Raw genomic sequence first — 23,351 nt, 5'->3', positions numbered from 1 at the left:
TTCTCTTTCTCTATGCTGATGTCATTATATCGGTTAATTCTGTGACAATCAATCAGATTTATTTGAAGCCAGAATAAATGGGCAGCAACACCAATCTGGTAAATGCTTTCCTCCGGGCAGGTCTTGTTGTTCGTGAGCAAATCCCCCACGCTGCGGTTGCGCTCCGTGTGCCGGGTCTTTTCATTCCTTGCGTTCTGGGCTTTCACGTAATCCGAATAATGCTCCGTGTAATAAGCCCGCTCTATCTGCTCAAAGCTGAAATCCGGCTGGGAGGAATCCTCCCGGCTCCCGGCGGTGGTATAGCCCCGGTAACAGTCCCAGTACATGTTTTTCTTTGCCCGCTCCGAATCAATATGGCTGCTGTTATTCAGGTCAAAGCGGCGGTCATTGTGGCGTGGGTTGTACGTGCCGTTTTTGCCGGAGCGTCCGTTGTGCCGTGTCAGTTTCAATGCCAAATCCTCCTTCCTTTTTCAAGATTCCCCGGCTGGCGGGAGGGCTGCGGAGCTGCCGAACCTGCGGGGCTTGCGTCAGGTAATACCCAGTACGAGTTGACGCAGGCATCAACTCTAGCTGGGCAAGGCGTTTCACCCTTGACCCGATAAGGACTGCCGCCCTTAACCCGCCAATGGGCGTTGCCCCTTGACCCCAACAGGGCTGCTGCGCCCCTGTACCCCGCATAAAAGGTTGCCGCCAACGTGAGTGCGCTGCGCCCGCCCACGTCAAAGACGGCTCCCTTTTTCCGTATCAGAAAATCAGAACGCGCCGCGCTCGTTCTGATTTCCCACAGAAACCCAAGCCATGCCCCATGACAGCCGGAAAAACACGCCCAAAACAGGCATTTCCGCCGTCCGGGGCTTCCCTGATGTCTGATACCTCTACCGTGAACCACGGGGAAAATACCGGCTCCGCACCCGTTGTTTTGACCGTAAAACGCCCCCAAATCAGGCAATATCCTTCCCGCCCGGCATGGACTTGAAGCCGTGTTCTTTGGCATATGCCCTCGCCGCCGCCCGCCGTTCCTCACTGTAAGGCGGAACCAGCCGGATAGACAGCCGGGACTTATCCAGAACATAGGTCACGCTCCCTTCCGGCGTGGACTTCTCCAAACGGCACAGGAGCGGATATTTTTTGCTGAACTCCGCCAGCCGCCGCTTCAAGTCCGCATTGAATGTGTAAATACTGGCTTCCTTCTCACCCTCGTTGAAATTTACGATAGTTTCCTTTTCATACTTAGACGGCTTTCCCATAAAATCCCTCCCAGTCTGTGCTTTTTTCCACCATGCGGATATACTTCTTTGCTTCAAAATAACTTTCCATTTCCAAACGGAGATGGCGGTAAAAACAGGGATACCATTCCCCGGCTCCGCCGTCATCCAGCTTCCTTGCCAGGCACAGCACCCGGCGTTTCACCTTTTCATCCACCGTCAGGGCAGTGACCCATTTCAGCCTGCGGACGGTGTTCTCATGGCTCCCGCACCCAAAGGCATATAAAATCTTCTTTTCCTCAATGCTTAACTTCATGTTCCTTCCTCCATAATTGATAGTTTGTTTCCCTGCCGTTTTGCCTGCAATCCGTTCCTGCCCGGAATCACCCCAGCGTTTTCCGTTCCTTTGGTATGCTCCTGTCATGGCACTACTTCTCCGGGAACGGTATCACTTGCAGCCGGTCATTCTGTTTTCAATGTCCTGTGACACTGAAATCTTATCAAAATAAACCGGCTTCCCCCGTATGTCCGAAAGGCTGGAAAATTTCCCGAAAAGCCAAAATTTCCACGCTTTCGGAAACGCCCTGTGCTATAATGGTCACAAACCCTGTTTTGAGAGGAGGGGCGCAATGTATATAAAACTGACGCTTCAGGAGAAATTGAAAGACGAGAGAACCAGCCGCCGCATGACCCTTGCGGAACTGGAAAAGGCAACGGGCATAGCGAGAGCCACGCTGGGAAAATATGAATCCGACAAATGCACGGATATAAGCCCGTTCAACCTTGCAAAGCTGGCGGAATACTACGGTCTTTCCATGGACTACCTCATGGGGCTGACCGAAAATAAGAACCACCCGAACACCGCCCTGCATGAGCTGCACTTGAATGATTCCACAGTTGATTTGTTAAAAAGCGGCGCACTGAACAACCGGCTCCTCTGTGAGTTTGTCTGCCATCCCGGATTCCTGCGCCTGCTGACGGATATGGAAGTCTGCATTGACCGGATTGCGGATATGCGTATCCATGACATGAACTTAGTTCTGGAAAAAGCAAGGCAGTCCGTCATAGAACAGCGGCAGCCCCCTGAAAACGACCTCTATATGCGTACTTTAGAATTAGGGCAGGTCAGCGAGGAACTGTTTTTCAGCCATGTTATCCATGATGACCTTGACCGGATTGTAAAAGACCTCCGCACCCGGCACGAATCCGACAAGACCACTGCCGAGCCGGAAACCCCCGCAGCGGATTTTGCCAGAAACATTCCGGTGATACTGCTGGACGCCCTCATGCACAAAGGCACGGCGGACGAAAAACGGGCGTTTACCATCTGCCGGGTATTTGGCATAGATTACACGAGCCTTCCGGAAGATGAGCGCATCACCCTTGCCCGTGTATTTAAAAAATCCCCACTGCTGCCCGTGTCCGCAAGCCAGCGTGGCAAATCAAAGCTGCTGTCCCTGTTTGGCAAGAAAAAAGCGAAAGAATAACGCAAAAAGGGCTGCCATTCCCGCAAAATCCGGGTTAGCAGTCCTCTTTACCATATCGTGTGTCCCATGTTCAATTTTCCGGCTTTAGAGCCACTTTTTCCAGACAGGAGCCAGCCGCATTACGCATAGACCAGTTCCGCATAAATAATTTCTTCCGCCCGGCTGCGTATGCTGTTCATATGCTGCACCCACGCAAGCTGGTTCCGGGCTTTCAGTTCCTCCGTCACGCCCTCGGCGGCTTTCATCTGCTCCATGATAAGGTCAAGCCGCTCCTGTGCCTGCTCGTCCACGTCGGCAAGGTGCGTCCAGAGTTTCCCGGACAACAGCAGGCTGCAATAAAGGGCGGGGCGGGCTTCTTCCAGATAGGCTTTACGCCTGCGCCCCCAATGCCCGATTGGGCGGGATTCCTCCGTCAGCCGCAGGGCGGGAATGTAATAATCACCCACAAGAACGTAGTCAAGACCGTTGGTATCGTCATGGATTCTTTCTGGCAGTTCTTTCATTAGTGACCTCCTGTATTCAGTTTTCCAGAATCCAGTTGTTCGTGTCCCTGTTCATGCGAATTTATAAGGCAACTGAACTCTTCACGAACAAGTATGGCATATCTTTCCCCAATTTCTGATAGTTGAGAGAGTGGGAGGTTTCCCGCCCCCGGCTCTCCCCGGTGTTGTAAGTGTCAATGGTTTCTTTTCCCAGGGCGGCGGCTAACTCCTTTAAGGTGGTGGGTTCCTTGCCGCCCAGAAAGATGGAAGTGTCCATATTTCCGATGATGGTGTCGGCGTTGTCCTTGTAGATGGCCTTCAGCTGGGACTGCGCCTGCAATACCAGACAGGCGGAAATCTCCCGGCTTCGGATGGTGGCTACCAGCTTTTCCAGCTTTGGAATCTGCCCGATGTTGGCGCACTCGTCAATCAGGCAGCGCACATGGACCGGGAGCCTGCCGCCGTACACATCATCCGCTTTTTCACAGAGCAGATTAAACAGCTGGGTGTAGCACATGGAAATCAGGAAGTTAAAGCTGTCATCGGTATCGCTCATAATAAGGAACAGGGCGGTTTTTTTGTCCCCCAGGGTGTCCAGTTCCAGCTCATCATAGGCTGTGACCTCCCGTAGCTCGGCAATATCGAATACCGCCAGCCGCGCGCCGCAGGAAATCAGTATAGATTTTGCGGTTTTGCCTGTTGCTACTTGTCAAGGACGTATTCATCATTTTTCATCACTTTCTCTTGATTTTCCCTGTTTTCCATGCTCTAAATCATGGAGAATGACACGCTTTAGCTTGTCCTCTACGCTTTGGGTGCTTGTAGCAGAGAAGTGCACTTCGACTAAGTAACTCATCTTATCAATCTTGGTTTGTAAACAGGGCGTTAATCGCCCTGTGGTATTGGTCTGAATGTTGTCGCTCATGTTCCTCCTTTTGGGCGCAAAAAAAGACGCATGGTTTACAATTTACTGTTCCATACGCCTTTACGCTGTTATTTTGATATTAAATTGTTTTGTCGATTATACTAACTGCATAACCTCTTTTTCAATTTCTTTTACATCATCTGATGTCAACTCAGGGAAAAAAGTTAGTATTTCTTCTACTGAAATTCGTCCTTTTTCCAACATAGTAATCGCATTTCTTTTTGCTGTTTTTCTTGCCTCATTGTTTTTAATATCCTCTGCATATGCTTCCAAAACCTGCTCATCATCAAACAATGTCATCATAATGTCTACAACCTCCTGTTCTTTACTTTCAAGATATTCTTTTAACACGTTTCGGTTTTTACAGATACGGATTGTTTCCGTTACCGCTTTCTTTGTCTGCCCGTATTTCTTTCTCTGCTCATTATATACTTTGCAGAAAATAATATACTGCCCGATTATGTTGCCCTCGTCCTCTTGATAAAGCACTTTGACCTCTGCGTCTACCGCTATCTTTTCACCGTCAAAAAAGTCTTTTGAAAGCGATATGATGTCGGGTGGGTTCTTCGGCTTTTCTCCCGTAAATATCACATACAATTCAGGTTTTGGCATATTCACTTTTTTAGAGCCATACAGATTTTGCTTGGTGCGCTTGAAAAAATCGTGATATGTCTGTATAAGATACATCAGCGCACGTATTATAATATTCAATGTCCATATTGACTGACTTTCAACCAGAATGACAAGTCTGCCACCAACCGAAAATCCAAGGTCATTATAGTCTGCGTCTACCAGTATGTGTTTGATAGTAACATCTTTTATATCTTCTTCTGTTACATTACTGTCCTCTGGGTGAAGTACCTTATACAGTCGGAGCAGATATTTTTTGTCCTGAAATAAATTTGTGAACACGCTGTCTTTTATTTTACGCTTCGGCGTGTTTTGTGCCATTTTACCACCTCGCTATTGCAATTCAGCAGAAGATACAATACAGCTTGCTCCTACTGTATCTCTATTATACAAAAAACCGTCTGTCTTTACAATAAAATTCACATTAAATTTCTTCCTCCCTTCGTTTCCTTCTGCCCTGTTGCCTGTTCTGCTGTCGGCTCTCATTTTGAAGCTCCCTCTCAAGGTTCTTCTTGTTATAGCCGATTACCTCGGCATAAGCTAATTCTGTGGCGGTCTTGGTCTGCTCTTTGCCGATACTGTCATACTCGGACTGCAAAGACTGTATCTCGGCTTTCCACTGTTTCGGCGTTATCTTCTCGCCATTCTGTAAAAGGCTCTGCATACGCTCCTTTAATTCGGGATACTTCGATAAGCTGTCCTTATGCGCTCTATCGTATTTCATCTTAGCAAGTCCTTTGAGTGACTGGCTCTCCTTATAGGTGGCTTGGATTGGCGCAAAGAGGGCATACATTTTTGACAGTTCCTTTAATCGGTTTAGTTTCTGCCCCTTGGAAAGATGTACCGTTTCCAACTGTTGGTATTTCTGTTCCCTATCCGCTGTGAATTTCGCAAGGCTCTCAAAGCTGTCTATCTTCCTTGCCGTGATGAATTTCTCCGCATTGTCGGCTGACTGCAAGGCGGTTCGGTCAGCTATTTTTCTTAAATGCTTTCCGCTGACAATCGGCAAGTCTAATCTGCCTTTGCGCTCCCTCACTTTTGCAATCATCTCCATGACTTCATTCTTCACGCTGACCGCTGTACTCTTAATCTTGGCATACTGGGCGCTGTGAAGTTCCTGCTTGGCAAGCATGAGCATTTCTTTCGCCTGTTCTAACAGCATATTGTTCTTGATGATTTCCCGATTGATGTTTCCCCTCTCGGTCTGTATGCCTTTGCGCTCTAAAGCGTTGGCAACCGCCCCGATATGGATAGTCGGCTCTCTGTCAATTCCCTGTTCCTTAAAAGAACGGTGTTCCCAATGTACCGCAATACCCAACTGCTCATTGGTGGCATTGATTGTGTCGGCTAAATCCTTGCGCCACATTTTGGCGTTCTCTTTGCTGTTCCAGTCGGTGCTGTCGGCGGTGTGACATTTCCACTGTTTCCTGTTCCGCTTGTCTACTTTCTGCTGACCTGTCTTTTTATCAATCACTGGTATCTTCTCGCCGTTTTTGTCAAGGTCATAAATCTTCTTTTGTTTTGCTCCCCATTCCCCGTTTTCAGCGAGGGGGCGCATAGTGAGTAGAACATGGATATGGAGATTGCGCTGTCCTTTGTCGTTCTCGCTGTCATGTATTGCCCAATCAGCGCACATACCTTTATCAACAAAATTCCTCTGCACATAATCCCTCACGACTTTCTCCGCAAGTTCATAACTCCACTCGTTGGGGAGTGACGCTTTCAACATTCTCGCAAGCTGTGATTTCTGTCCTTTCTCTGACAGTTCAACAGCGTTCCATAAGATGGCTCGGTCTGCATATTCTTTGGGCGCATTGGGTGGGAGAGTGATTTCGCTATGGACTAAATCTTCATGGTATTTTGGTCGATATGTCTGTCCGTCATATTCACTGACAAGAATACTCCTGCTGATATAGGACGCTTTCTCAACCGTTGACTGCCCCTTGCTCCGCTTGACTATGGAAAAACGTGTGCTTGCCTGTTTCGTGACATTACCCATACGCAACACCTACATTCTGCCGATAGGGTAGAGGGGCGCATGGATAGACTTTGTGGGCAGATAAAAGCCGTACTTTGGCTTTTGTCTGAACGCAAAGTTCACTAAAGGGTAGCAAGCGCAGCTTGCGAAGGGGAATTGTCGTTTCCCCTTTTGGCTGCTGCAAGGCAGACAACGCCCTCCGCAGGAGTCCATGCAAGTGAAACTTGCCCCTCGGAGAGCGCACATACCACCTCTGGTGGTATATCTGTGCGCACCCTGTAAACAGGGTGAATACATTACCTCGGTTTTCCAGTTCCGTTTCCCTCATCATTCCGTACCACCCTCGCTTTCATTTTCGGCATTGGGGAGAGTGGATTGTGGGGGAGTGGTTTCTCGGTTTTCCGCTTTGATTTTAGATATAATCTGCTGACATTCCTTTGTCTGCAAGGCAACCGACAAGATACGGTTTAACTCGCCCTCGTCATAGCTGTAACAGTCGGGGAAATACTTCACAATAATACCGCCCATGATGTACTTGTGGTGGTTCTCGGCTTTCCGTTTCTTCTCGTTCTGCTTTTTCTTTTCGTTAGCTACACGCTGTTGCGCCTGTTTCAATGCCTGCAATGCTTTTTCTAAGTTTTTGCTTGTGTCATTCTTGCTCTCAATCATTTCTGATACCCCATTCTTTCTGTGCTGTGTTGATAGGTTCTGAAAATAAAAAAGGTAGCTGATTGTCTGTTAAGATAATCGCTACCTAAAGGTAAACAATATTCAGTTTTCATATCATTTTTCTGTCCTGATTTTTCCCGAAAAACTGGAAATTATCTTCGTACTCCTTCTTCGGTAAATGTTCTTTTTAAGGCTTGTTCTGTTGGGAAAATAGCTAATACTAAAATCAGACATTGTATTGTACATAGAATTGCCGCAACTGTTCCAATTATATTCTCTGAACTATGATAAAAAGGAAAATGGATAACAACTGATGGCATCAAAATAACCCAACCAATTTTCCACCATAAGCGGCCACAATGCTCCTGTGCAAATTTCCATGTGTCTATATTTTTCATAGAACGTGCTGTTCGATAACCAATTATTCCATTGATTTTTTTAGGAGCATGTTTCCACATCATATTACCAGCAATAATCATTATAACTGGAATAAGTAAATCACAAACAAATATGAACCACCAAAACCACATATATTTCCCTCACTTTCATAAATGCCGATTCTTCCAATTCTACAAACAGGAATTGTTCTATTTCTCTCTGTATTTCTTTGTAATAGATACATTATAAATTGCCATAATTGCTATTGTTTCTATCATTACTCCCAATACAGATAATAAGATATATGGCGTATTTTGACCACCAAGCAAAGGTACTCCTAATACAATAAAAATGACTCCATATGCAATAAATAATTTACCAGTTGCACGATTGTATCCCCTTATGTCATTCACTGGAAAAGTCTTGATATTCGCCCAAAAACCAACTGCTTTCTTTGAGAAAAAAGCACCAATTCCAAGACCAATCATAAGACAGCCACATAACGCCCACACTATAAATCCAATAATTCTTCCGTCCATATTGTATTCTCCTTGTAAATTCCGATTTATTGAATTGCTTAATATTTTTATTTTACCATAACCGTACACACAATTCCATTAAATTTTGCTTAATCGCCCTTTGCCTTATTCTTTGCAATCATCATCTGCCTTGCCCGTTCCCTCTGTTCGGTGCTGACCGCCCTCGGCTTGCGGTAGCTGACGTATGACTTCGGCAAGGAATAGGTCTTAGATACTTCGTCCTGCCCTGTCTGCTTGTATTTGTCGGGAAAGTCGGCAACAAGCGTGTCAAGTTTTCGCATGATTGCCTTATCCCTTGTGTAGAGGATGGCGGTCTGCTCCCCTGCATTGTAATTGACAATCGTTTCCTGCTCATATCGGGAAAGTTTCATAGTTCCATATCCCCCTTTCCTTTGCTGTGGGTTCTGTGCTGTTTTCTCTCTGCAACTGTCGGCTGTTTCGCCTGTTCCTTTGCTTTGGCTAACCTTGTCTTTATGGACTGGTCACGCTCGGTCAGTTTCCGTCTTTTGGTGGTGGCAGTCAGTTCCGCACACATTTCTTCTGACAGGGCATTTAATTTTTTCAATGTATCGGTTACTATCTGCTTTGTACCGCTGTCCTTTACCTGCGGAAGAATAGCGGACAGACTGGCGCACGTTTCCGCTTTGCTCTGCTCCCCAAACTGATAGATTAAGTTGATTTCATCAGCGTTAAAAGGTATCTGAATATTTGCGCCCTCACATAAACGCTCCACGCCTACGCACTTAGGGAAATTTCTTGTCAGTTCGTAATTATCCCTTGCTGTGATTGTTCCATGACTGTCGGTCTGCCTTACCTCGACTTCACACTGGCTTTTCTGCTCCAACACAAGCCACTGGTATTTGTCCCTTTCTTTGGTAAATACGCTCTGATGCGCATTGGAGTGTGTCTTGCTATGGATATATTTGTCGGTAATGCTGTAATAGTCTAAAATCTGCTGTTCCTGCTTTTTATTCATGGTCTTTGCCCTCCTGTGATATGGATTGATTGATATGATTGATTGGTTGTTTTCGGTGCTGATATATAGTATTCTTCTGTTTATTGTGGGAAGATTGGCTTGCGGAATATTGTTGTTGGTTATTTCTCCACTTGTAGGAATAAGGGTTCATTTCATATGGTAATTACTACATAAAAAAAGACTACAACCATTGTCATAGCCTTTTCCCCAAAATCAGTTTTTACATTACCGCCTGTTTGCCTGCTCTTGGTATGTTCGGCACTCCGGCGTGGAAATATATGCCTTTCTCCCTGTCCTCGGCTCTTATCTGCTCCTTTTGGCTGTCAATCTGCGCCTTTTTCTTGGCTTTGGTGCGTTCCTCATATTCTTTCTGCTTCCCGTTCGCTTTCCGTTTCAGATAATTTTGATGTAACTTATCCTTTCTCGCCTCTTTCTTCCGCATTTCCTCCAGTTCTTCGGGTGTCGGCTCTTTCTCCGCCATAGTCGGCGGTATGTATTCCCCGATAAAGTTAAAATAAATCTCTATCTTCTGTGTGGTGTCCGCGCTCCCTTTGCGGTCACGTTCATGGACAATGATTTTCTCCACAAACTCATTTAGCATGAGTGTTGTCATTTCTTCTGCATTGCTGTATCTCTCAACCAGTTTCAGAAAACGTGCGGCAGATTTGCGGTCATTTTCATACTGTGCCTGTTCCGTTCTGTAACCGTCCAACTCGCCCTGTAGCTGTTCCTGCTCGCCTTCATATTGATTATAGAGCATGGTGTAGCGTTTGTCTGACAGTTTTCCCAATGCGTTATCCTCATAAATCTTCGCAATCAGCATTTCCAGTTCCCCGATGCGCTTTTCGCATACGGTCATTCGCTTTCTCTGTTCGCTGAAATCTACGGTCTGCCTGTCCTCGATATGCGACTGTATATCTTCCGCAAAACGCTCTTTATCAAGATTGGCATACTTAACAACTTCCCTAATCGTTCTTGCAACTATCTCCATGACGTGCTCCGCTTTGATACGGTGCGCCGACTTGCACAATGTCCCGACTGGCTGTTTCGCATAATTCCCGCATACATACATGGGAACACGCTTACCGTTGTTTACTCTGTGGACGTACATCTTGCCGCCGCAACCAGCGCAATACATTAAGCCTGTTAGTGGGTGCGCCTCGCCCCAACCGTCGGGGTAACGCCTTACCTGTCCTCTGATGCGCTGTACGTTGTCAAAGGTTTCTTGGTCAATAATCGGCGCATGGGTATTTTCAAAGATTAACCACTGGTCTTTGTCCACATAATGGCTCTTTTTGTCCTTGAAATGCTTGCGTGTCTTGAAATTTACCGTGTGCCCCAAATATTCATGTTTCTGTAAGATATGCGCTATGGTGGAGCTTCCCCACTTATAAGGGTTTTTAATTTCCCTGCTCTGCCACAAGCCAATGCCCAACTGCGATTGGTGGTAAGCAGGAACGGGAATATGCTCGTCTGATAACTGTTTTGCAATCTGAAACGGACCATAACCTTCAAGCGTCATTCGGAATATCCGCCTGACAATGGGCGCAGCCACTTCATCAATTACCCATTGGTTTTTATCGTCACTGTCTTTCAGATAACCGTATGGCGGACTGCTCGCAACGTGTTTTCCGCTCTCGCCCTTTGCCTTAAAGGTAGACTTGATTTTTTTGCTAATGTCCTTTGCATAGTATTCGTTGATTACGTCACGGAACGGAAGGAAATCATCATCAAATCCCGAACCTGTGTCAACGCCCTCGTTGACCGCAATCAGTCTTACATTTGCCCTGCGTAGCTGTTCCCGCAACATTCCCATTTGCACATAATTTCTTCCCAATCGGCTCATGTCTTTCACAATGATAGTTCCGATATTGCCTTTTTCTACCTCTGCAAGCATGGCTTGAAGCCCCTCACGTTCAAAGGTCGTGCCCGATATTCCGTCGTCGGTAAAATGGCGTATGCCCGTAAAACCGTTCTTTTCCGCATAATCCTCCAACATTGCTTTTTGGTTGGATATGCTGTTGCTCTCGCCCTGTAACTCGTCATCATGGCTCAACCTCTCGTATAGTGCTGTTAAATCGTGACTCATAATCAATTCCCTCCTTTCCGCCAGTGTCCGCATAAATGCTATGCTGTGGCTGTTTTGTATTTATTTTGATTAAGAAGTCTTTTATATTTTATAACTCCCGCCGCCAGCTTATATTTTTTGTACTGCCGCACCGCAAAATGGTTGGGCTTCTCGGATTCCAGCGCGTCAAACATCAGGTCAACAGGGTTTTTGTATTCCTCATCGTCCTCCCGGACCTCCATCGCGTTAATAAACTCAATCAGGGTGGAGAAGTTCTGCTCCTCCACCGGGGCCTCGTAGTGGATATATCCAATCAGGGCGCAGTACAGCAGCGTTTCCGCTTTGACCCAGAAATCGTCACTGGCTTTCCCCTCGCCCTTGGTGTTGGCGATTAAGGTTGTCACCAGCTTCAAGATGTCCTTTTCGCTGTGGATATAGGCGAAAGGATTGTATTTCATGGATTTTTTGAAGTTGATGGTATTCAGCACCTTGATCCGGTACGGTTCATAGATGGTTTTGCCGTTCTTGTCCTTCATGGGCTTTCCGTCCTTATCCAGCTTCGGCGCGCCCCGTTGGAGCAGCTTTCCACATTCGACCAGGATTGTGCCTTTCGGATCAGTAACCACATACGAGCTATGGAGCTGCATCAGGTTGGGCTTGAGCCAGAAGCGGGTCTTGCCGGAGCCGGAACCGCCGATGACCAGCACATTTTTGTTGCGGGCGGTCTTGGGGTCCTTGGGGCGGCTGCTCATGGTAAGGCGTTCCGTCTGGGTAAGGATCACATTGTTCTGGAATACCGGATCGACATAAGGGGCGATGTCCTGGGAATTTCCCCATCTCGCGGAACCGTACTCGATATTCGGGCGGTACTTCTTGGCGTTTTTGCCTTTCAGGTAAACAGCCAGCCGGAGCGCCGCGCCGCAGCACAGCCCGACCAGCAGGTCCAGCGGGTGAAAGCTGGGCCAGAAACTTCCAAGCGCCGCCGGAAGGACGGAGATTAGCGACAGCGCCTTTTCCGATGCGTCCGCGCCCTGGGCCATCCGCCACGCCTCCCCGAAGTTAGTGGCGAACAGCCCCATCAGGATATAGGGCAGGTTCAGCAAAACGAGCTTCTTGATGTTCAGGGGCTTTTTCATCGTTCCAGCTCCTTTCGCTTTGTGCGGTCCACCACCGCGTTTTTCACCAGTTCCTTGAACTGGTTCAGCTTCGCCAGCACAGACGGGCGGGACGCCTTGCGGACCTTCTTCTGGGTGTACTCGGTAAATGCCGAGGTCAGCGCGTCCGCGTCGCGGGCCTTGAAAAAGACCAGGTATTTGGGCGGGGAGCAGCTGCGGTCCTTCTTTACCGCGTAATCCACGCCGTACTTCCGGGCAACCCGTTCAAACGCCTTGATGGAGGGGTCTGTGATCTCAAGATTGGACACGCCCTGGTTCTGCCCGATGAGCTGCTTCACCGTCTGCTTTCCCTGGGGCTTGACCTCCGCGCCCTTTTCCCGCTGTTTCTGCATCTTTTGCTCTTTCAGGTGCGCCAGATACTTCATAATTGCCGCTTTGAACAGCCTGCCGGTGAACTTTGTGCCGCTGACAATGAGCGTCAGGGTTTTGCTTTCCACTTCGTCCTGCATGGGTGTTTCGCCTCCTCTCTATGGATTTTCTTCATGGTTTCTCTATCGGAGCTGGTCTTGCCGGTCATAGCGCAGGTTTCCGTTTCGGACCTTCGCATGGCTCACAATCCTGATATGCCCCTGTTCCTGGCGTTCCAGGGACTTTTTATATCCCTCCTCGGTGAGAAAGGCGCGGCTGCGTTCCCCTTTCCAGCCAACAGGGGAATCAGCGGTCAGGGTATCAAAAATAATCATGTGCCGGGTGTCCTCCGCGAACCGGTTTAAGTCCATGTAACTATGGCCGGAATACTCCCGCGCCCCGGCTTTAAGCCGCATTTCCTCCATCAGCTGGCCGATGGTCTTTTGCTCAGGCATGGTGTGCGCCCCCTTTCTCCCGGCCCTGGCCTTTCACCGTCAGAATCCCGTCCAGCGTGGTGGCGGTGATCCGCAGGCGTTCCGCGGTGGCAATATCGTTTTTGACCGTTTCATCGGTCGAGTGTCCGCAGACCACCAGCACATGGGAGCGGCGCAGGTAATCTCTGGCGATGTCGATTCCGTCCTTGTGTTCCTGGGGGATTTCATCCTTCAAAAACAGCGGCAGGAACAAAACAGGGCAGACCGGGGAATATCCGGCGTCATACACCTGGCGGCAGTAGCTGGCGGCGTTTGCCGCGTTTTCATGGGGGTTCTTGCTCCAGGGAGCGGTGATATACGCAAGCGGTCGTTTCATAACAGATTCCTTTCTCCCGGCAGTTCCGGGCAGACAAAAACGGCCAGCTTTCAAAAGCCGCCGTACATATCGTGGTTGACCTGTGAGGTGTAATGGTTGCTCATGGTGGTGGGCGCGTTGAACAGCACCGTCAAAAGGTACTGTTTCATGTTCCGTACCTCGGTGGTGTTCTTTTGCAGGCAGTCCATGACAAACTCGATGTGGGAGCTGTCCAGCTTCAGGAAGCGGGAACGCACCACCTCATGGGGGAAGTCCGCCCCGGCAATCCGGGTGGTCTTACGCTTCGCGCAGACGGTTTCCACCAGAAGCTCCACAATCTCGTCCAAGTCCTCCCGATAGGTCCCAAACCGCTGTTTGAGGCAGTCATACTCGATATTCTCCAAAATCAGCTCCCGATAACTTTCCATCTCTGTGAGCGACATCGTTTCCCTTCGTTTCGGTTCCGGTGGCTTTGCCGCCGTTCCCCGGAAGGGAAGGGAATCGGTAATTGATCCGTCAGTAATTGATTTTTGGGTATTTGATTTCTCTATATTTATTTGCGTTGGATTTTCCGTTGACGGTTTTCCCGTTGACGGATTATCCGTTGTCGGAAAACCCGACAACGGTTTTTCCAACAACGGTTTTGGAGGCAACGGTTGGGCGGGCGGTTCCTCTGTTACCGGACGCTCATAAATCACATACTCGTTGGCGCTGAACTTGCCGCCCGCGTCGGTGGTCTGGCGGCGCTTGATGTACCCCGCCTTTTCCAGCTCATTAACTGCGGAGCGGATCGCGTCCTTGCTTTCCCGGTTGATAACAGCCAGGCCGGAAAGGGTGTAGTCCCAATCCTCCGGCAGCGAAAGCATCTGGGACAGCAGGCCCTTTGCTTTCAGGCTCAGGCTCTTGTCCCGCAGATGATAGTTGCTCATAACGGTGTATCCCTGTGTGCGTTCTACGCGAAAAACGGCCATTTTCTGCACTCCTTTCGTTTCCCAGGGCATGAAAAAAGCCACAATCCCGTAAAAGAATTGCGGCGTTCATTTGCTGGCTGACTTCTGCCTGTACCGGTGAAAAAACGGCGGCATGGGCGGTTTGTCAAACAGACTCTCTAACTGCGGAAACGTCAGGGTTTGAAAAATCCGGTCAATCTCAATGGTTTCCATGTTTCGCTGGGAGCGGCAGTCCTCCCGGATGGCTTCTCTGATTTCCTTAACGGTACACATATTCATTCCTTCCTCTCAATTTGTCGGGTTTACGGGTGGCGTTTCTTTTTGGGCTTGAAGTCCAGGATATGCCCCTCAATGACGCGGGCATACCGTTTGATTTTGATGTCCCGGCGTTTCTGGCTGGCGAGAACGGCCTGGTAGCCGTCCTCGTCCAGAAACAGGCGCGTTTCATCGCCGGGTGCGCCGTAGGCGGTGCGGGGCCGCAGGACGGAAAACTCCACCATCCAGCGGGTCTTATCCTGAAACCGTTCCACAGCCAGTATGTTGTGGCCCTTTAACTCCCTGGCAACGTGATCTCTCATAGGCGCTCCTTTCAGCGTTCCTGATCTCTCTGACGCTTTTTCTGCCACTGTTCCAGCAGTTTGATGATGGTTTCCTGCATCCGGGCAGGGGTGTAGCTTTTGGGAAAATACTTCCGCAGGGTGTCGGAGGTAAACGTCACCTTGTCCAGATCGCTTTTCTTTTCCTCGCCCATAATCGCCCGCATTACATCTATGGATAAATGCCCCTCCTGACTGAATTTTTTGAGCCGCTGGGCCTGGGAAAGAGAGGGGGTAGCCTGTTCGCTGTCCATAGCGTCCAAAAGCTGTGTCTGTTCTTCTTTTTTGAGAAAGGACAGCTCATAGGCCGGGTTCAGGGCAATTTTCTTTTCATCCACCATATTCAGCAGTTCGGGGATTAACTCGGTCAGGCGAATGTAGCGCGAAATCTGATTGCGGCTTTGCCCAACCTGTTCTGCTAAAATTTCTCTCGATTCTTTACCAGCAGACTTCCGCCCAACTTGGGCGGAAGTTAAATCCATGCGTTCCCCTTGATGTTTCATGGCCTCCAATTTCATTTTGTAGGCAAAGGCTCTCTCGCTGGGGAGCAGGCTTTCCCTTTGCAAGTTGCTGTCAACCATGATAATCGTGGCGGCGTCATCGTCCAAATCCCGGACAATGACCGGCATGGTTTCTTTCTCTGCCAGTTCACTGGCCCGATGCCGCCTGTGTCCGGCTACCAGCTCATAGCCGCCGCTGGGGTCAGGACGGGCGATAGCAGGAACAAGAACGCCGTACTGCCGGATGCTGTCCGCTGTTTCCATCATGGCATCATCATCTTTGACCTTGAAAGGGTGGCCCTTGAACGAGTGCAGCTCGCTTAAAGGGATTTCTACCACCTTTTCCCGCCCCGCATCGGCGCGGCTTTCCTCGGTGGTAAACAGATCATCGACCGATGCCAGCTCTACTTTTTTCGCGCTGCTTTTCAAGTTTCAACACCTCCTTGGTCAGATTTGCGTAGCCTTCGGCTACTTTGCCGCCTGGGTCATGGGCGAAAATGCCCCTGCCCTCCGCGCTGGTTTCCTTTGCCCGGACAGAATGGGGAATCTCTGTGCCGAATACCTTGATTTTGCTGCCGTAGGTTTCCCGCAGCAGGGCGGCAATCTCTTTGGCAAAGTTGGTGCGGTTGTCCACCATCGTCAGCAGGATACCGTCTATTTGCAGTTTCGGGTTGATCTGCCGCTTGACTTTGGCTACCGTAGAGAGCAGCTGTTCCAGCCCTTTGGCGGGCAGATACTCCGCCTGGACGGGGATTATGATCCGGTTGGCGGCGGCCAGCGCGTTGACGGTGAGCATACCCAGGGAGGGCTGGCAGTCTATGAGGATATGGGAATACTGCCCCTTTACGGTGTCCAGGTATTGCCGCAGAATCGTTTCCCGGCTCATAGCGTTTACCAGCGACACCTCCATACCGGACAGCTGAATATCCGCTGGCATCAGGTCCACGCCCTCCGGGTGGCGCAGAATCCCCTCGCCGGGGCGGACCGGCTGATCGGTCAGGATGCGGCCCATTGCGTCAGAGAGGGTAAAGGGCAGCTTATCCGGCTGGGGATTGCCCAGGCTGATGGTCAGGCTCCCTTGCGGGTCCCCGTCAATGAGAAGCACTTTCTTTCCGGCCTGTGCCAGCCCAATCCCTAAATTGGCACAGGTTGTGGTTTTGCCCACACCTCCCTTTTGATTGGCGATGGCGATGATTTGCGTGTTCAAGATAATCACCTCATTTCTAATTCGTTGTGGTTGCTTCTGGAAATAGAAAAAGCCGCCACTTCAAAAATTGAAAAGTGACGGCTTTTTCTGATCCCGGAATACAGTTCCCCGGAAACGCAAAAAGCACCCAGTAAAAAATACTGAGTGCCTGCATTAAAATCATATTCAATTATTCAAATTCAGTCAAACTACGCCAAACTGTTCTCGTATAAATTGAGGGGAGAGAGAGAGTAAAAATCGCCTCTGAAATACCCCGAAATCAGGGCTGTGGTTGTCCTATTTTTTAACCACTAAGCCCGTTTTTTGCCCTCATTTTTGCCGGTTGTCCTATATTTAACCACTAAAAATTGGGTGAAAATGGCTCTCGTTGTGTCAAATCAGGTCAAACTATATCAGCTTGTTTGGGTATAAGAAAACCCCGGAAAACCTTGATTTTCCGGGGTTTTTGAGCAATTTTGATACGGTTTGAACAGCCGATTAACGCTTGCTGAACTGCGGAGCGCGACGGGCCGCTTTGAGGCCGTACTTCTTTCTTTCTTTCATACGAGGGTCTCTCGTTAAGAAACCTGCTTTCTTAAGCACCGGTCTGTAATCTGCATCCACCTGAAGCAATGCTCGTGAAATGCCATGTCTGATTGCACCGGCCTGGCCTGTATAGCCACCACCACGAACATTTACCAACACATCATATTTGTCAACGGTATCTGTTGAAACCATCGGCTGACGAACAATCACCTTCAATGTCTCTAATCCAAAGTATTCATCTATAGGTCTTTTATTAATAATAATTTCACCTTTACCAGGCATTAAATATACTCTGGCAACTGATTTTTTCCTTCTACCTGTTCCGTAGAATCTTGCTGAATTAGCCATTTTAATCTTCTCCTTTCAGTCCCTCTTAAAATGTTAATGCTTCGGGCTTCTGCGCTGCATGCGGATGCTCAGGACCTGCGTATACATGAAGCTTTTTAAACATCTCTCTACCCAAAGGTCCCTTAGGAAGCATGCCCTTAACAGCAAGCTCTATTACCTTTTCAGGCTTCTTAGCCATCATCTCGCGTAAAGTGGTTTCCTTTACGCCGCCAACATAGTCTGTATGACGAAAATAAATTTTTTGATCTAATTTTCTGCCTGTTACTTTTATTTTATCGGCATTTACAATAATCACATAATCGCCTGTATCAATATGAGGCGTAAAAATTGCTTTGTTCTTACCTCTTAAAATTTTAGCCACTTCTGAGGTCAAACGCCCCAGCGTCTTATTTGCAGCATCTACCACATACCATTTTCTTTCAATGGTAGCAGGGCTAGCCATAAATGTCTTCATGATATTACCTCCATTAAGCTTATTGCCTCCTGATCTTTCTCCATGTACCATGCAGATGTCCGGGCCGCATAGTTCGTTTCAAAACATCCTTGGCTACTCTATTCATAACACTCTGTCTAGGGATATGATGGGATATTTGAATCCTCTAAACACTGGTTGAGCACATACACTATATCTGCCGCCCAGCTTACTGTAACAGGTACAAATACTCATCAGACAGAATATTACCTCACAACATCACATTTAGTTATTATATTATACGCTTTCGCGCGTGTCAATCAAATTTATCGTGAATTTTTGGTTTTTTGGGCGGGTATGTAACGGTTCAGTCAAAACTATACATTCTCCTGCGAAGTACGTAAGAATACATTAACTTAGTCAAATTTTCAGAAAGGATTTTCATCTCTCCCGTGACATATACGCCTTTTCTGTGTATAATACTATTTAAATTGTATCTATAATAATCAATTCATCTATCGGAGGTATTCACATGATAACAAATGACATACTTTACGTTGGTGTGGATGACAAAGATATTGATCTTTTTGAGGGTCAGTTTGTTGTTCCCAATGGCATCGCCTACAATTCCTATGTCATACTTGATGACAAAATTGCTGTAATGGACACAGTTGATAAAAGGAAAGGAGCTGAATATCTTGCCAATCTTGAAAAGGCCTTAGGGGACAGGTTTCCCGATTATCTGATCGTTTCCCATGTGGAGCCTGATCATGCATCCAGTGTCCAGCTGTTTCTTGAAAAATACCCACAAGCGCAGTTGGTAGGCAACACGAAAACCTTCCAGCTTCTTGCGCAATATTTCGATCTAAATTTCGATAATATCCTTACGGTCAAGGAAGGGGATACCCTTCTTCTTGGAAAGCATGAACTACATTTTATTTTAACTCCCATGGTTCATTGGCCGGAAGTTATGTTTACTTATGACAGTTATGACAAGGTTTTGTTCAGTGCTGATGCTTTTGGCAAGTTTGGCGCTCTGGGTGCAAAGGAAGACTGGACTTGTGAAGCCAGAAGATACTATTTTAATATCGTGGGGAAATTTGGAATGCCCGTCCAGACTGTACTGAAAAAAGCCGCCACACTGGACATTCGCATTATCTGCCCTCTGCACGGCCCTGTTCTTTCAGGCGATCTAAGCAAATATTTGGACAAATACAATATCTGGAGCAGCTATGAGCCGGAATCAGAAGGGGTTTTTATCGCCTATGCTTCTCTCCATGGAAACACCAGGGATGCTGTTTTAGCGTTAAAGGAAATGCTCTTATCTAAGGGTTGTCCTGAGGTTGTCGTTTCCGATCTTGCCCGGAATGACATGGCCGAAGCGCTGGAGCATGCTTTCTGCTATGGAAAAGTTGTCCTTGCCGCATCCTCCTATAATGGCGGTGTTATGCCCTTTATGGAAGACTTCCTCCACCACCTGAAAGGAAAAAATTATCAAAAAAGAACGGTTGCACTGGTTGAGAATGGCTCCTGGGCTCCTTCGGCTAACAAGGCAATGACAGAAATCCTTTCCCAGATGAAGGATATCACGATTCTTGATTCACCTATTACGCTCCGTGGCGTTATGAAGGATGAGGACAAAAAAGCTTTTGAAGTATTAGCAGACAAGCTTTGCATTTCCTAATATTCTTCATGTTATAGAAAATTGCCACGAAAACTGCAAATCATTTTGAGGCAGTTCCCAGCTGGTAATTTGTTAAAAGAGCTTTAGAAAATTCCCGAAACAGACGATATATAATGTGAAACAATTAAAGTTTATATCCAAGGAGGGATAGTCAAAGCATACGGAGATGAAAAGCTTTATAAAGTTCAGGCAGTTACGGTGATCCCGCCTCTTAGGAGGATTTCCTCAAGAGAACAGCGTCACCAGTCCAAGCAGAATTCTTCTAATGCCGCTTCCAGAAGCTTTACCAGAACATTAGAAGAAGCGTGTGAAAAGGAACAGCAAAAAGAGATTCATATCCAGACCACCGGATATACAAAGGATGCGCTTCCTTTTTATCATTTAGTCAGTATGAGAGAATACTGCTAAAAAATTATCTATGGTTTCTCAGAGAGCGCTTAACGCATTCTCTGATAAAATGGCTGAATATTAACGCAAAAGTAAGATGCCTGCAGGTTAAGTCCTTTGCTATAAATAATGGGGCCTACCTGCAGGCATCTTTCCTTTTTATTTTTCAAATCTCAAAGCTTCTCAAAGCCTTTCAGTCCTTTTTAAGAATGTCTGACTCTCAGGCTTTTCTTTCTTCTATAAAAGAAAGAATTTCATCTTTTTCAGGCATTACGCAAAGAGCACCCTTCCTGGTGGTAATCATAGATGCCGCTGCATTGGCAAATGTTAAAAGCTCTTTCAAATTTTCCTGTGTGAGCCCTTCAAGTCCATGTTCTAAAACATAATTTAGTTCACAGGCACAGAACGTATCTCCCGCTCCTGTTGTCTCTATGGTATCCGGATTGGCAAACCCTGCTGCTTCTACCTGTATATCCCGGTAGTAAGCCCTGCTGCCATCCTTGCCCAAAGTAGCAAAAATCAGCGGAATTTTATATTGTTCGCGAATCTCTTTGATTCCCTCATCAATATCCGTTTTTCCTGTCATAAACTCAATTTCATTGTCCGATATTTTTAAGATGTCACAGACGCTCATTCCATAAGCAATCATTTCTTTTGCCTTATCAAGGCAGCTCCAAAGAGGCGGACGGAGGTTCGGGTCAAAAGATAAAATACATCCGTTTTCTTTGGCGATTACAATTGCTTTTTTGGTTGCTTTCTCCACAACAGGATCCGTCATGGATAAGGTGCCAAAGTGGAAAATTTTTGTTTCTCGAATCAGCTCCTCCTCTATCTCATCCTCCCTAAGCATCATGTCTGCTCCCGGATTCCGATAGAAGGAAAAATCTCTGTCGCCATCTGCAAAAGTCTGGACAAATGCAAGAGTTGTATGTACTTCCTCATCCTTTTTCAATCCCTTTAAGTCAATTCCTGTGCTTCCGGCTTTTTCCTCCAGCATTTTACCGAACATATCATTTCCAACCTTGCCAATAAACGCTGTATTTTTTCCAAGCTTTTGCAGCATGGCAAGCACATTACAAGGCGCTCCTCCCGGATTTGCCTCAAACACGGGGTTCCCCTGCCCGCTTTCTCCGTTCATCGTAAAATCAATCAGCAATTCTCCAAGCGCCACCACATCATATTTTTTTGTCATACCGGACCTCCAATCTCGCCAGTTGTCTGTAAATTTGGGTTCTATGCACAAATTTGTAGATAGAAAAATTTTTGATTTTTCAATCTATTTCCTGTATTGTAAAGCCAAACCATGCAAAAGTCAAATTTCCCGTAACAATTGAATCGTTCTCTGTAAAATATGCGAATCATATTTCTCAGGCAGGTCCCCTCCATTTTTCCGCCTTCTCACTTCTCTGCACGACAGGATATTCTTCTTCTTTTGTGTAAGCAATATCTATCACATATGTCCCGCCAACAAGCAAAGCAAAAGAGGCATGTGCAGGAACAAAAACTTCTAGTTCACTGTCTTTGGCAAGCCTGCCAGAGGCATCTTCTTTTACCACCACTGTATATACACTCCCCGGCGTTCCTGCTCCCGAATCCCTGTTGATATCGTCTGATACGCTCCTCACCTCGATGACAATTTCTTCAAGGAGGGTACCTTCCGGCAGCGTTATCGCTCCTTCGCTTATGGCCTCCCCCATTTCCTCGATCTTTTTTTCCTCCCTGCTTTCACTTTTCTGCTTTCTTTCCACATCTGACTCCTGAGAGGAAAGGTCATCTCCGTCAAAATTTGCGCTGCCTCCATTGTCAGACATTTCCGCTTCTTCGTCTGCCTCTGCCTCAGACCATGTATCTGCCATGCTTACCTGCGCATTTTTCGCTGCTGCGCTATCTGCTCCACTGTCTGCTGACCTATCATCTTCTACAGCGCCTGCCCCAGCTGATGCTTCTTCCGGCATTGCCGCATCTTCCGTCTGCGCCTCATTTTCCGGTATTGCCATATCTGCTGCAGATTCTTCTGTTGCCTGGGCCGTATCAATTCCTTCCATTGCTGCACCGGAAAACGACTTATCTTCTGCTCTTTTTATCTGCGCCGCCGTAGGCAGAAGAACAGCCACACACAGGATGGCAGCTATAGCCCCAGCATATTTTCCGGTCAATCTCCAAATTTTATTTGGTGCCATCTTTTTTGTATTTGCATATATGTCCGTGTCTGTATTTATATCCGAATCTATATTTATTTCTGTGTCTGCATGTACTTCTATATTAGTATTTCTTTTTATGTTTCCAATTGCATCTATGTCTTTGCTCGCATCTAAATTAATATCCGAATTTTCCGGTGCGGATTTACTTGTAAGGCCGGCTTCGATTCTATCCCACAAATCAGGAACTTCGATTTGCGCCAACTCTTTATAAGCCTGTTCAAAATTCTTACTCATATCCACACCTCCTTAACTTTTTCATTGCATTTTGATATTTCCACGTGACCGTCCCCATAGGAATTCCCATACATGCGGCAATCTCTTTAAAGGTAAGCCCGCCCAACACCTTTAAGCTGACAATCTGTCTCTCTGCAGGTTTTAGCATTTCCAGCGCCTTTGCAACGCTTATATCCCCAATCACTTCCTGCTCTACGCCATTTTCAACCGGGAGAATATAATTTTTCTTCCTTTCTCCTTCTTCCTCAGGTTCCAAGCCCAAATCCTGCAACATGGCAGTAAGCTCCTCCCTGCGATGCTTTCTCAAAAAATCAATCGCCATGTTTCTTGCCACAGACGCCAGGTAACCCTTATGCCCATTACCGGGCTTAAACTGCTCCGCCCGCTCCCAGAGCCTGATAAAAAAATCACTGGTCACATCCTCTGTATTTTCTTTATTCTGCAGCACCTCGTAAATAATCCGGTAAATATATCCCACATAATTTTCATAAATTTCCTTTAATCCGGCCTTATCTCCCTGAACCATACGTGCCACAGCTTCTTCAAATTGACGTTCATTCACTCTCTTTTCCCTCTTTTTTGATACGTTTTAGCTGCATCATTTTATGGAAAAAGTTGCTGCCAGAAAAAGGATATTCCTTTTGCTGACAACAACTCT

Annotated in this window: 29 protein-coding genes and 3 pseudogenes; 3 read left to right on the top strand and 29 right to left on the bottom strand. The window is 47.2% G+C overall.

All coding sequences use genetic code 11. The annotated features are described in order from the left end of the window. From D5281_RS13970 to D5281_RS13955, 4 genes and pseudogenes are all read right to left on the bottom strand, one after another. Positions 1–449 (bottom strand): annotated as a pseudogene (locus D5281_RS13970) (hypothetical protein); the annotation flags it as partial. Further along, the gene (locus D5281_RS13965) at positions 446–994 is read right to left on the bottom strand and encodes a hypothetical protein (protein WP_160560746.1); all 549 of its coding nucleotides are present in this window, start codon (positions 992–994) and stop codon (positions 446–448) included. The gene D5281_RS13965 and the pseudogene D5281_RS13970, both read right to left, overlap by 4 nt. Continuing rightward, on the bottom strand, positions 942–1,247 hold the full coding sequence (locus D5281_RS13960) for a molecular chaperone (protein WP_120412423.1): 306 nt from the start codon (positions 1,245–1,247) through the stop codon (positions 942–944). The genes D5281_RS13965 and D5281_RS13960 overlap by 53 nt, the downstream gene beginning before the upstream one ends. Next, positions 1,231–1,629: a hypothetical protein gene (locus tag D5281_RS13955; protein WP_277935367.1), complete on the bottom strand. Its 399-nt coding sequence runs from the start codon at positions 1,627–1,629 to the stop codon at positions 1,231–1,233. The genes D5281_RS13960 and D5281_RS13955 overlap by 17 nt, the downstream gene beginning before the upstream one ends. A gap of 205 nt (positions 1,630–1,834) precedes the next feature. Between D5281_RS13955 and D5281_RS13950 the strand changes: the two genes are divergently transcribed. Further along, a complete protein-coding gene (locus D5281_RS13950; protein ID WP_120425529.1) occupies positions 1,835–2,692 on the top strand; it encodes a helix-turn-helix domain-containing protein in 858 nt (285 codons plus the stop codon). A 119-nt stretch (positions 2,693–2,811) separates the two neighbouring features. Here the strand turns inward: D5281_RS13950 and D5281_RS13945 are convergent, their stop codons facing one another. The 22 genes and pseudogenes from D5281_RS13945 to rplM all read right to left on the bottom strand — a co-directional run bounded on the left by D5281_RS13945 (position 2,812) and on the right by rplM (position 18,229). Continuing rightward, on the bottom strand, positions 2,812–3,195 hold the full coding sequence (locus D5281_RS13945; protein ID WP_160560745.1) for a TnpV protein: 384 nt from the start codon (positions 3,193–3,195) through the stop codon (positions 2,812–2,814). A gap of 97 nt (positions 3,196–3,292) precedes the next feature. Next, positions 3,293–3,883: pseudogene (locus D5281_RS13940) on the bottom strand (VirD4-like conjugal transfer protein, CD1115 family); the annotation flags it as partial. 15 nt (positions 3,884–3,898) lie between these two features. Next, positions 3,899–4,099 (bottom strand): transposon-encoded TnpW family protein, encoded by a 201-nt coding sequence (locus tag D5281_RS13935; RefSeq protein WP_120471969.1) that lies wholly within the window; start codon positions 4,097–4,099, stop codon positions 3,899–3,901. A 96-nt stretch (positions 4,100–4,195) separates the two neighbouring features. Then, positions 4,196–5,050 carry a hypothetical protein gene (locus D5281_RS13930; protein WP_160560744.1) on the bottom strand — a complete coding sequence of 285 codons (855 nt, stop codon included), beginning with the start codon at positions 5,048–5,050 and terminating at the stop codon, positions 4,196–4,198. Between the two features lie 103 nt (positions 5,051–5,153). Continuing rightward, positions 5,154–6,728, bottom strand: coding sequence for a MobA/MobL family protein (locus tag D5281_RS13925; RefSeq protein WP_160560743.1), 1,575 nt, complete (start codon positions 6,726–6,728; stop codon positions 5,154–5,156). A 306-nt stretch (positions 6,729–7,034) separates the two neighbouring features. After that, positions 7,035–7,376, bottom strand: coding sequence for a hypothetical protein (locus D5281_RS13915; protein ID WP_120471965.1), 342 nt, complete (start codon positions 7,374–7,376; stop codon positions 7,035–7,037). Between the two features lie 152 nt (positions 7,377–7,528). Further along, positions 7,529–7,906, bottom strand: coding sequence for an SdpI family protein (locus tag D5281_RS13910; RefSeq protein ID WP_120471964.1), 378 nt, complete (start codon positions 7,904–7,906; stop codon positions 7,529–7,531). Between the two features lie 57 nt (positions 7,907–7,963). Continuing rightward, positions 7,964–8,293, bottom strand: coding sequence for a hypothetical protein (locus D5281_RS13905; RefSeq protein WP_120471963.1), 330 nt, complete (start codon positions 8,291–8,293; stop codon positions 7,964–7,966). A gap of 89 nt (positions 8,294–8,382) precedes the next feature. Next, positions 8,383–8,664: a hypothetical protein gene (locus D5281_RS13900; RefSeq protein WP_120471962.1), complete on the bottom strand. Its 282-nt coding sequence runs from the start codon at positions 8,662–8,664 to the stop codon at positions 8,383–8,385. Further along, entirely contained in the window at positions 8,661–9,269 is a 609-nt protein-coding gene (locus tag D5281_RS13895) for a transposon-transfer assisting family protein (RefSeq protein ID WP_160560742.1), read from the bottom strand. The genes D5281_RS13900 and D5281_RS13895 overlap by 4 nt, the downstream gene beginning before the upstream one ends. A gap of 220 nt (positions 9,270–9,489) precedes the next feature. Next, entirely contained in the window at positions 9,490–11,361 is a 1,872-nt protein-coding gene (locus D5281_RS13890; protein ID WP_408637281.1) for a recombinase family protein, read from the bottom strand. Between the two features lie 92 nt (positions 11,362–11,453). Continuing rightward, positions 11,454–12,473, bottom strand: a pseudogene (locus D5281_RS13885) (type IV secretory system conjugative DNA transfer family protein); the annotation flags it as partial. After that, entirely contained in the window at positions 12,470–12,961 is a 492-nt protein-coding gene (locus tag D5281_RS13880; protein ID WP_004070654.1) for a PcfB family protein, read from the bottom strand. The gene D5281_RS13880 and the pseudogene D5281_RS13885, both read right to left, overlap by 4 nt. A gap of 42 nt (positions 12,962–13,003) precedes the next feature. After that, complete coding sequence (locus tag D5281_RS13875; protein ID WP_004054655.1) at positions 13,004–13,315, bottom strand: DUF5720 family protein; 312 nt, start codon at positions 13,313–13,315, stop codon at positions 13,004–13,006. Next, a complete protein-coding gene (locus D5281_RS13870) occupies positions 13,308–13,670 on the bottom strand; it encodes a DUF7768 domain-containing protein (protein WP_004070646.1) in 363 nt (120 codons plus the stop codon). The genes D5281_RS13875 and D5281_RS13870 overlap by 8 nt, the downstream gene beginning before the upstream one ends. A gap of 50 nt (positions 13,671–13,720) precedes the next feature. Next, complete coding sequence (locus D5281_RS13865) at positions 13,721–14,620, bottom strand: DUF6017 domain-containing protein (protein WP_160560740.1); 900 nt, start codon at positions 14,618–14,620, stop codon at positions 13,721–13,723. 66 nt (positions 14,621–14,686) lie between these two features. Continuing rightward, positions 14,687–14,878: a hypothetical protein gene (locus D5281_RS13860; RefSeq protein ID WP_004054660.1), complete on the bottom strand. Its 192-nt coding sequence runs from the start codon at positions 14,876–14,878 to the stop codon at positions 14,687–14,689. 23 nt (positions 14,879–14,901) lie between these two features. Then, positions 14,902–15,177, bottom strand: coding sequence for a DUF5720 family protein (locus D5281_RS13855; RefSeq protein ID WP_004054662.1), 276 nt, complete (start codon positions 15,175–15,177; stop codon positions 14,902–14,904). 11 nt (positions 15,178–15,188) lie between these two features. Next, on the bottom strand, positions 15,189–16,124 hold the full coding sequence (locus tag D5281_RS13850) for a ParB/RepB/Spo0J family partition protein (protein ID WP_103242767.1): 936 nt from the start codon (positions 16,122–16,124) through the stop codon (positions 15,189–15,191). Next, positions 16,081–16,902: a ParA family protein gene (locus D5281_RS13845; RefSeq protein ID WP_160560739.1), complete on the bottom strand. Its 822-nt coding sequence runs from the start codon at positions 16,900–16,902 to the stop codon at positions 16,081–16,083. Before D5281_RS13845 ends, D5281_RS13850 begins: the two co-directional genes overlap by 44 nt. A 477-nt stretch (positions 16,903–17,379) precedes the next feature. Next, entirely contained in the window at positions 17,380–17,775 is a 396-nt protein-coding gene (rpsI, locus tag D5281_RS13840; protein WP_160560738.1) for a 30S ribosomal protein S9, read from the bottom strand. A 25-nt stretch (positions 17,776–17,800) separates the two neighbouring features. Continuing rightward, entirely contained in the window at positions 17,801–18,229 is a 429-nt protein-coding gene (gene rplM / locus D5281_RS13835) for a 50S ribosomal protein L13 (protein ID WP_160560737.1), read from the bottom strand. Between the two features lie 490 nt (positions 18,230–18,719). Here rplM and D5281_RS13830 point away from each other — a divergent pair, with 490 nt between their 5' ends. Both D5281_RS13830 and D5281_RS13825 read left to right on the top strand, forming a co-directional pair. Continuing rightward, the gene (locus D5281_RS13830; RefSeq protein ID WP_160560736.1) at positions 18,720–19,871 is read left to right on the top strand and encodes an FprA family A-type flavoprotein; all 1,152 of its coding nucleotides are present in this window, start codon (positions 18,720–18,722) and stop codon (positions 19,869–19,871) included. A 198-nt stretch (positions 19,872–20,069) separates the two neighbouring features. Further along, positions 20,070–20,279, top strand: a complete 210-nt coding sequence (locus tag D5281_RS13825) for a hypothetical protein (protein WP_160560735.1) — start codon at positions 20,070–20,072, stop codon at positions 20,277–20,279. A gap of 199 nt (positions 20,280–20,478) precedes the next feature. Here D5281_RS13825 and D5281_RS13820 read toward each other — a convergent pair whose 3' ends face one another. The 3 genes from D5281_RS13820 to D5281_RS13810 all read right to left on the bottom strand — a co-directional run bounded on the left by D5281_RS13820 (position 20,479) and on the right by D5281_RS13810 (position 23,255). Next, positions 20,479–21,450: a carbohydrate kinase family protein gene (locus D5281_RS13820; RefSeq protein ID WP_160560734.1), complete on the bottom strand. Its 972-nt coding sequence runs from the start codon at positions 21,448–21,450 to the stop codon at positions 20,479–20,481. A gap of 175 nt (positions 21,451–21,625) precedes the next feature. Then, the gene (locus D5281_RS13815; RefSeq protein WP_160560733.1) at positions 21,626–22,693 is read right to left on the bottom strand and encodes a hypothetical protein; all 1,068 of its coding nucleotides are present in this window, start codon (positions 22,691–22,693) and stop codon (positions 21,626–21,628) included. Further along, positions 22,686–23,255 (bottom strand): RNA polymerase sigma factor, encoded by a 570-nt coding sequence (locus D5281_RS13810; RefSeq protein ID WP_330585032.1) that lies wholly within the window; start codon positions 23,253–23,255, stop codon positions 22,686–22,688. Before D5281_RS13810 ends, D5281_RS13815 begins: the two co-directional genes overlap by 8 nt. Positions 23,256–23,351: the final 96 nt, after the last annotated feature.

Source organism: Parablautia muri (genome assembly GCF_009917485.1).
In the GTDB taxonomy this organism is placed as follows: Bacteria; Bacillota; Clostridia; order Lachnospirales; family Lachnospiraceae; genus Suilimivivens; species Suilimivivens muri.
Note: the sequence above shows the minus strand (reverse complement) of the source record. Positions and strands in the feature narration are given on the sequence as shown.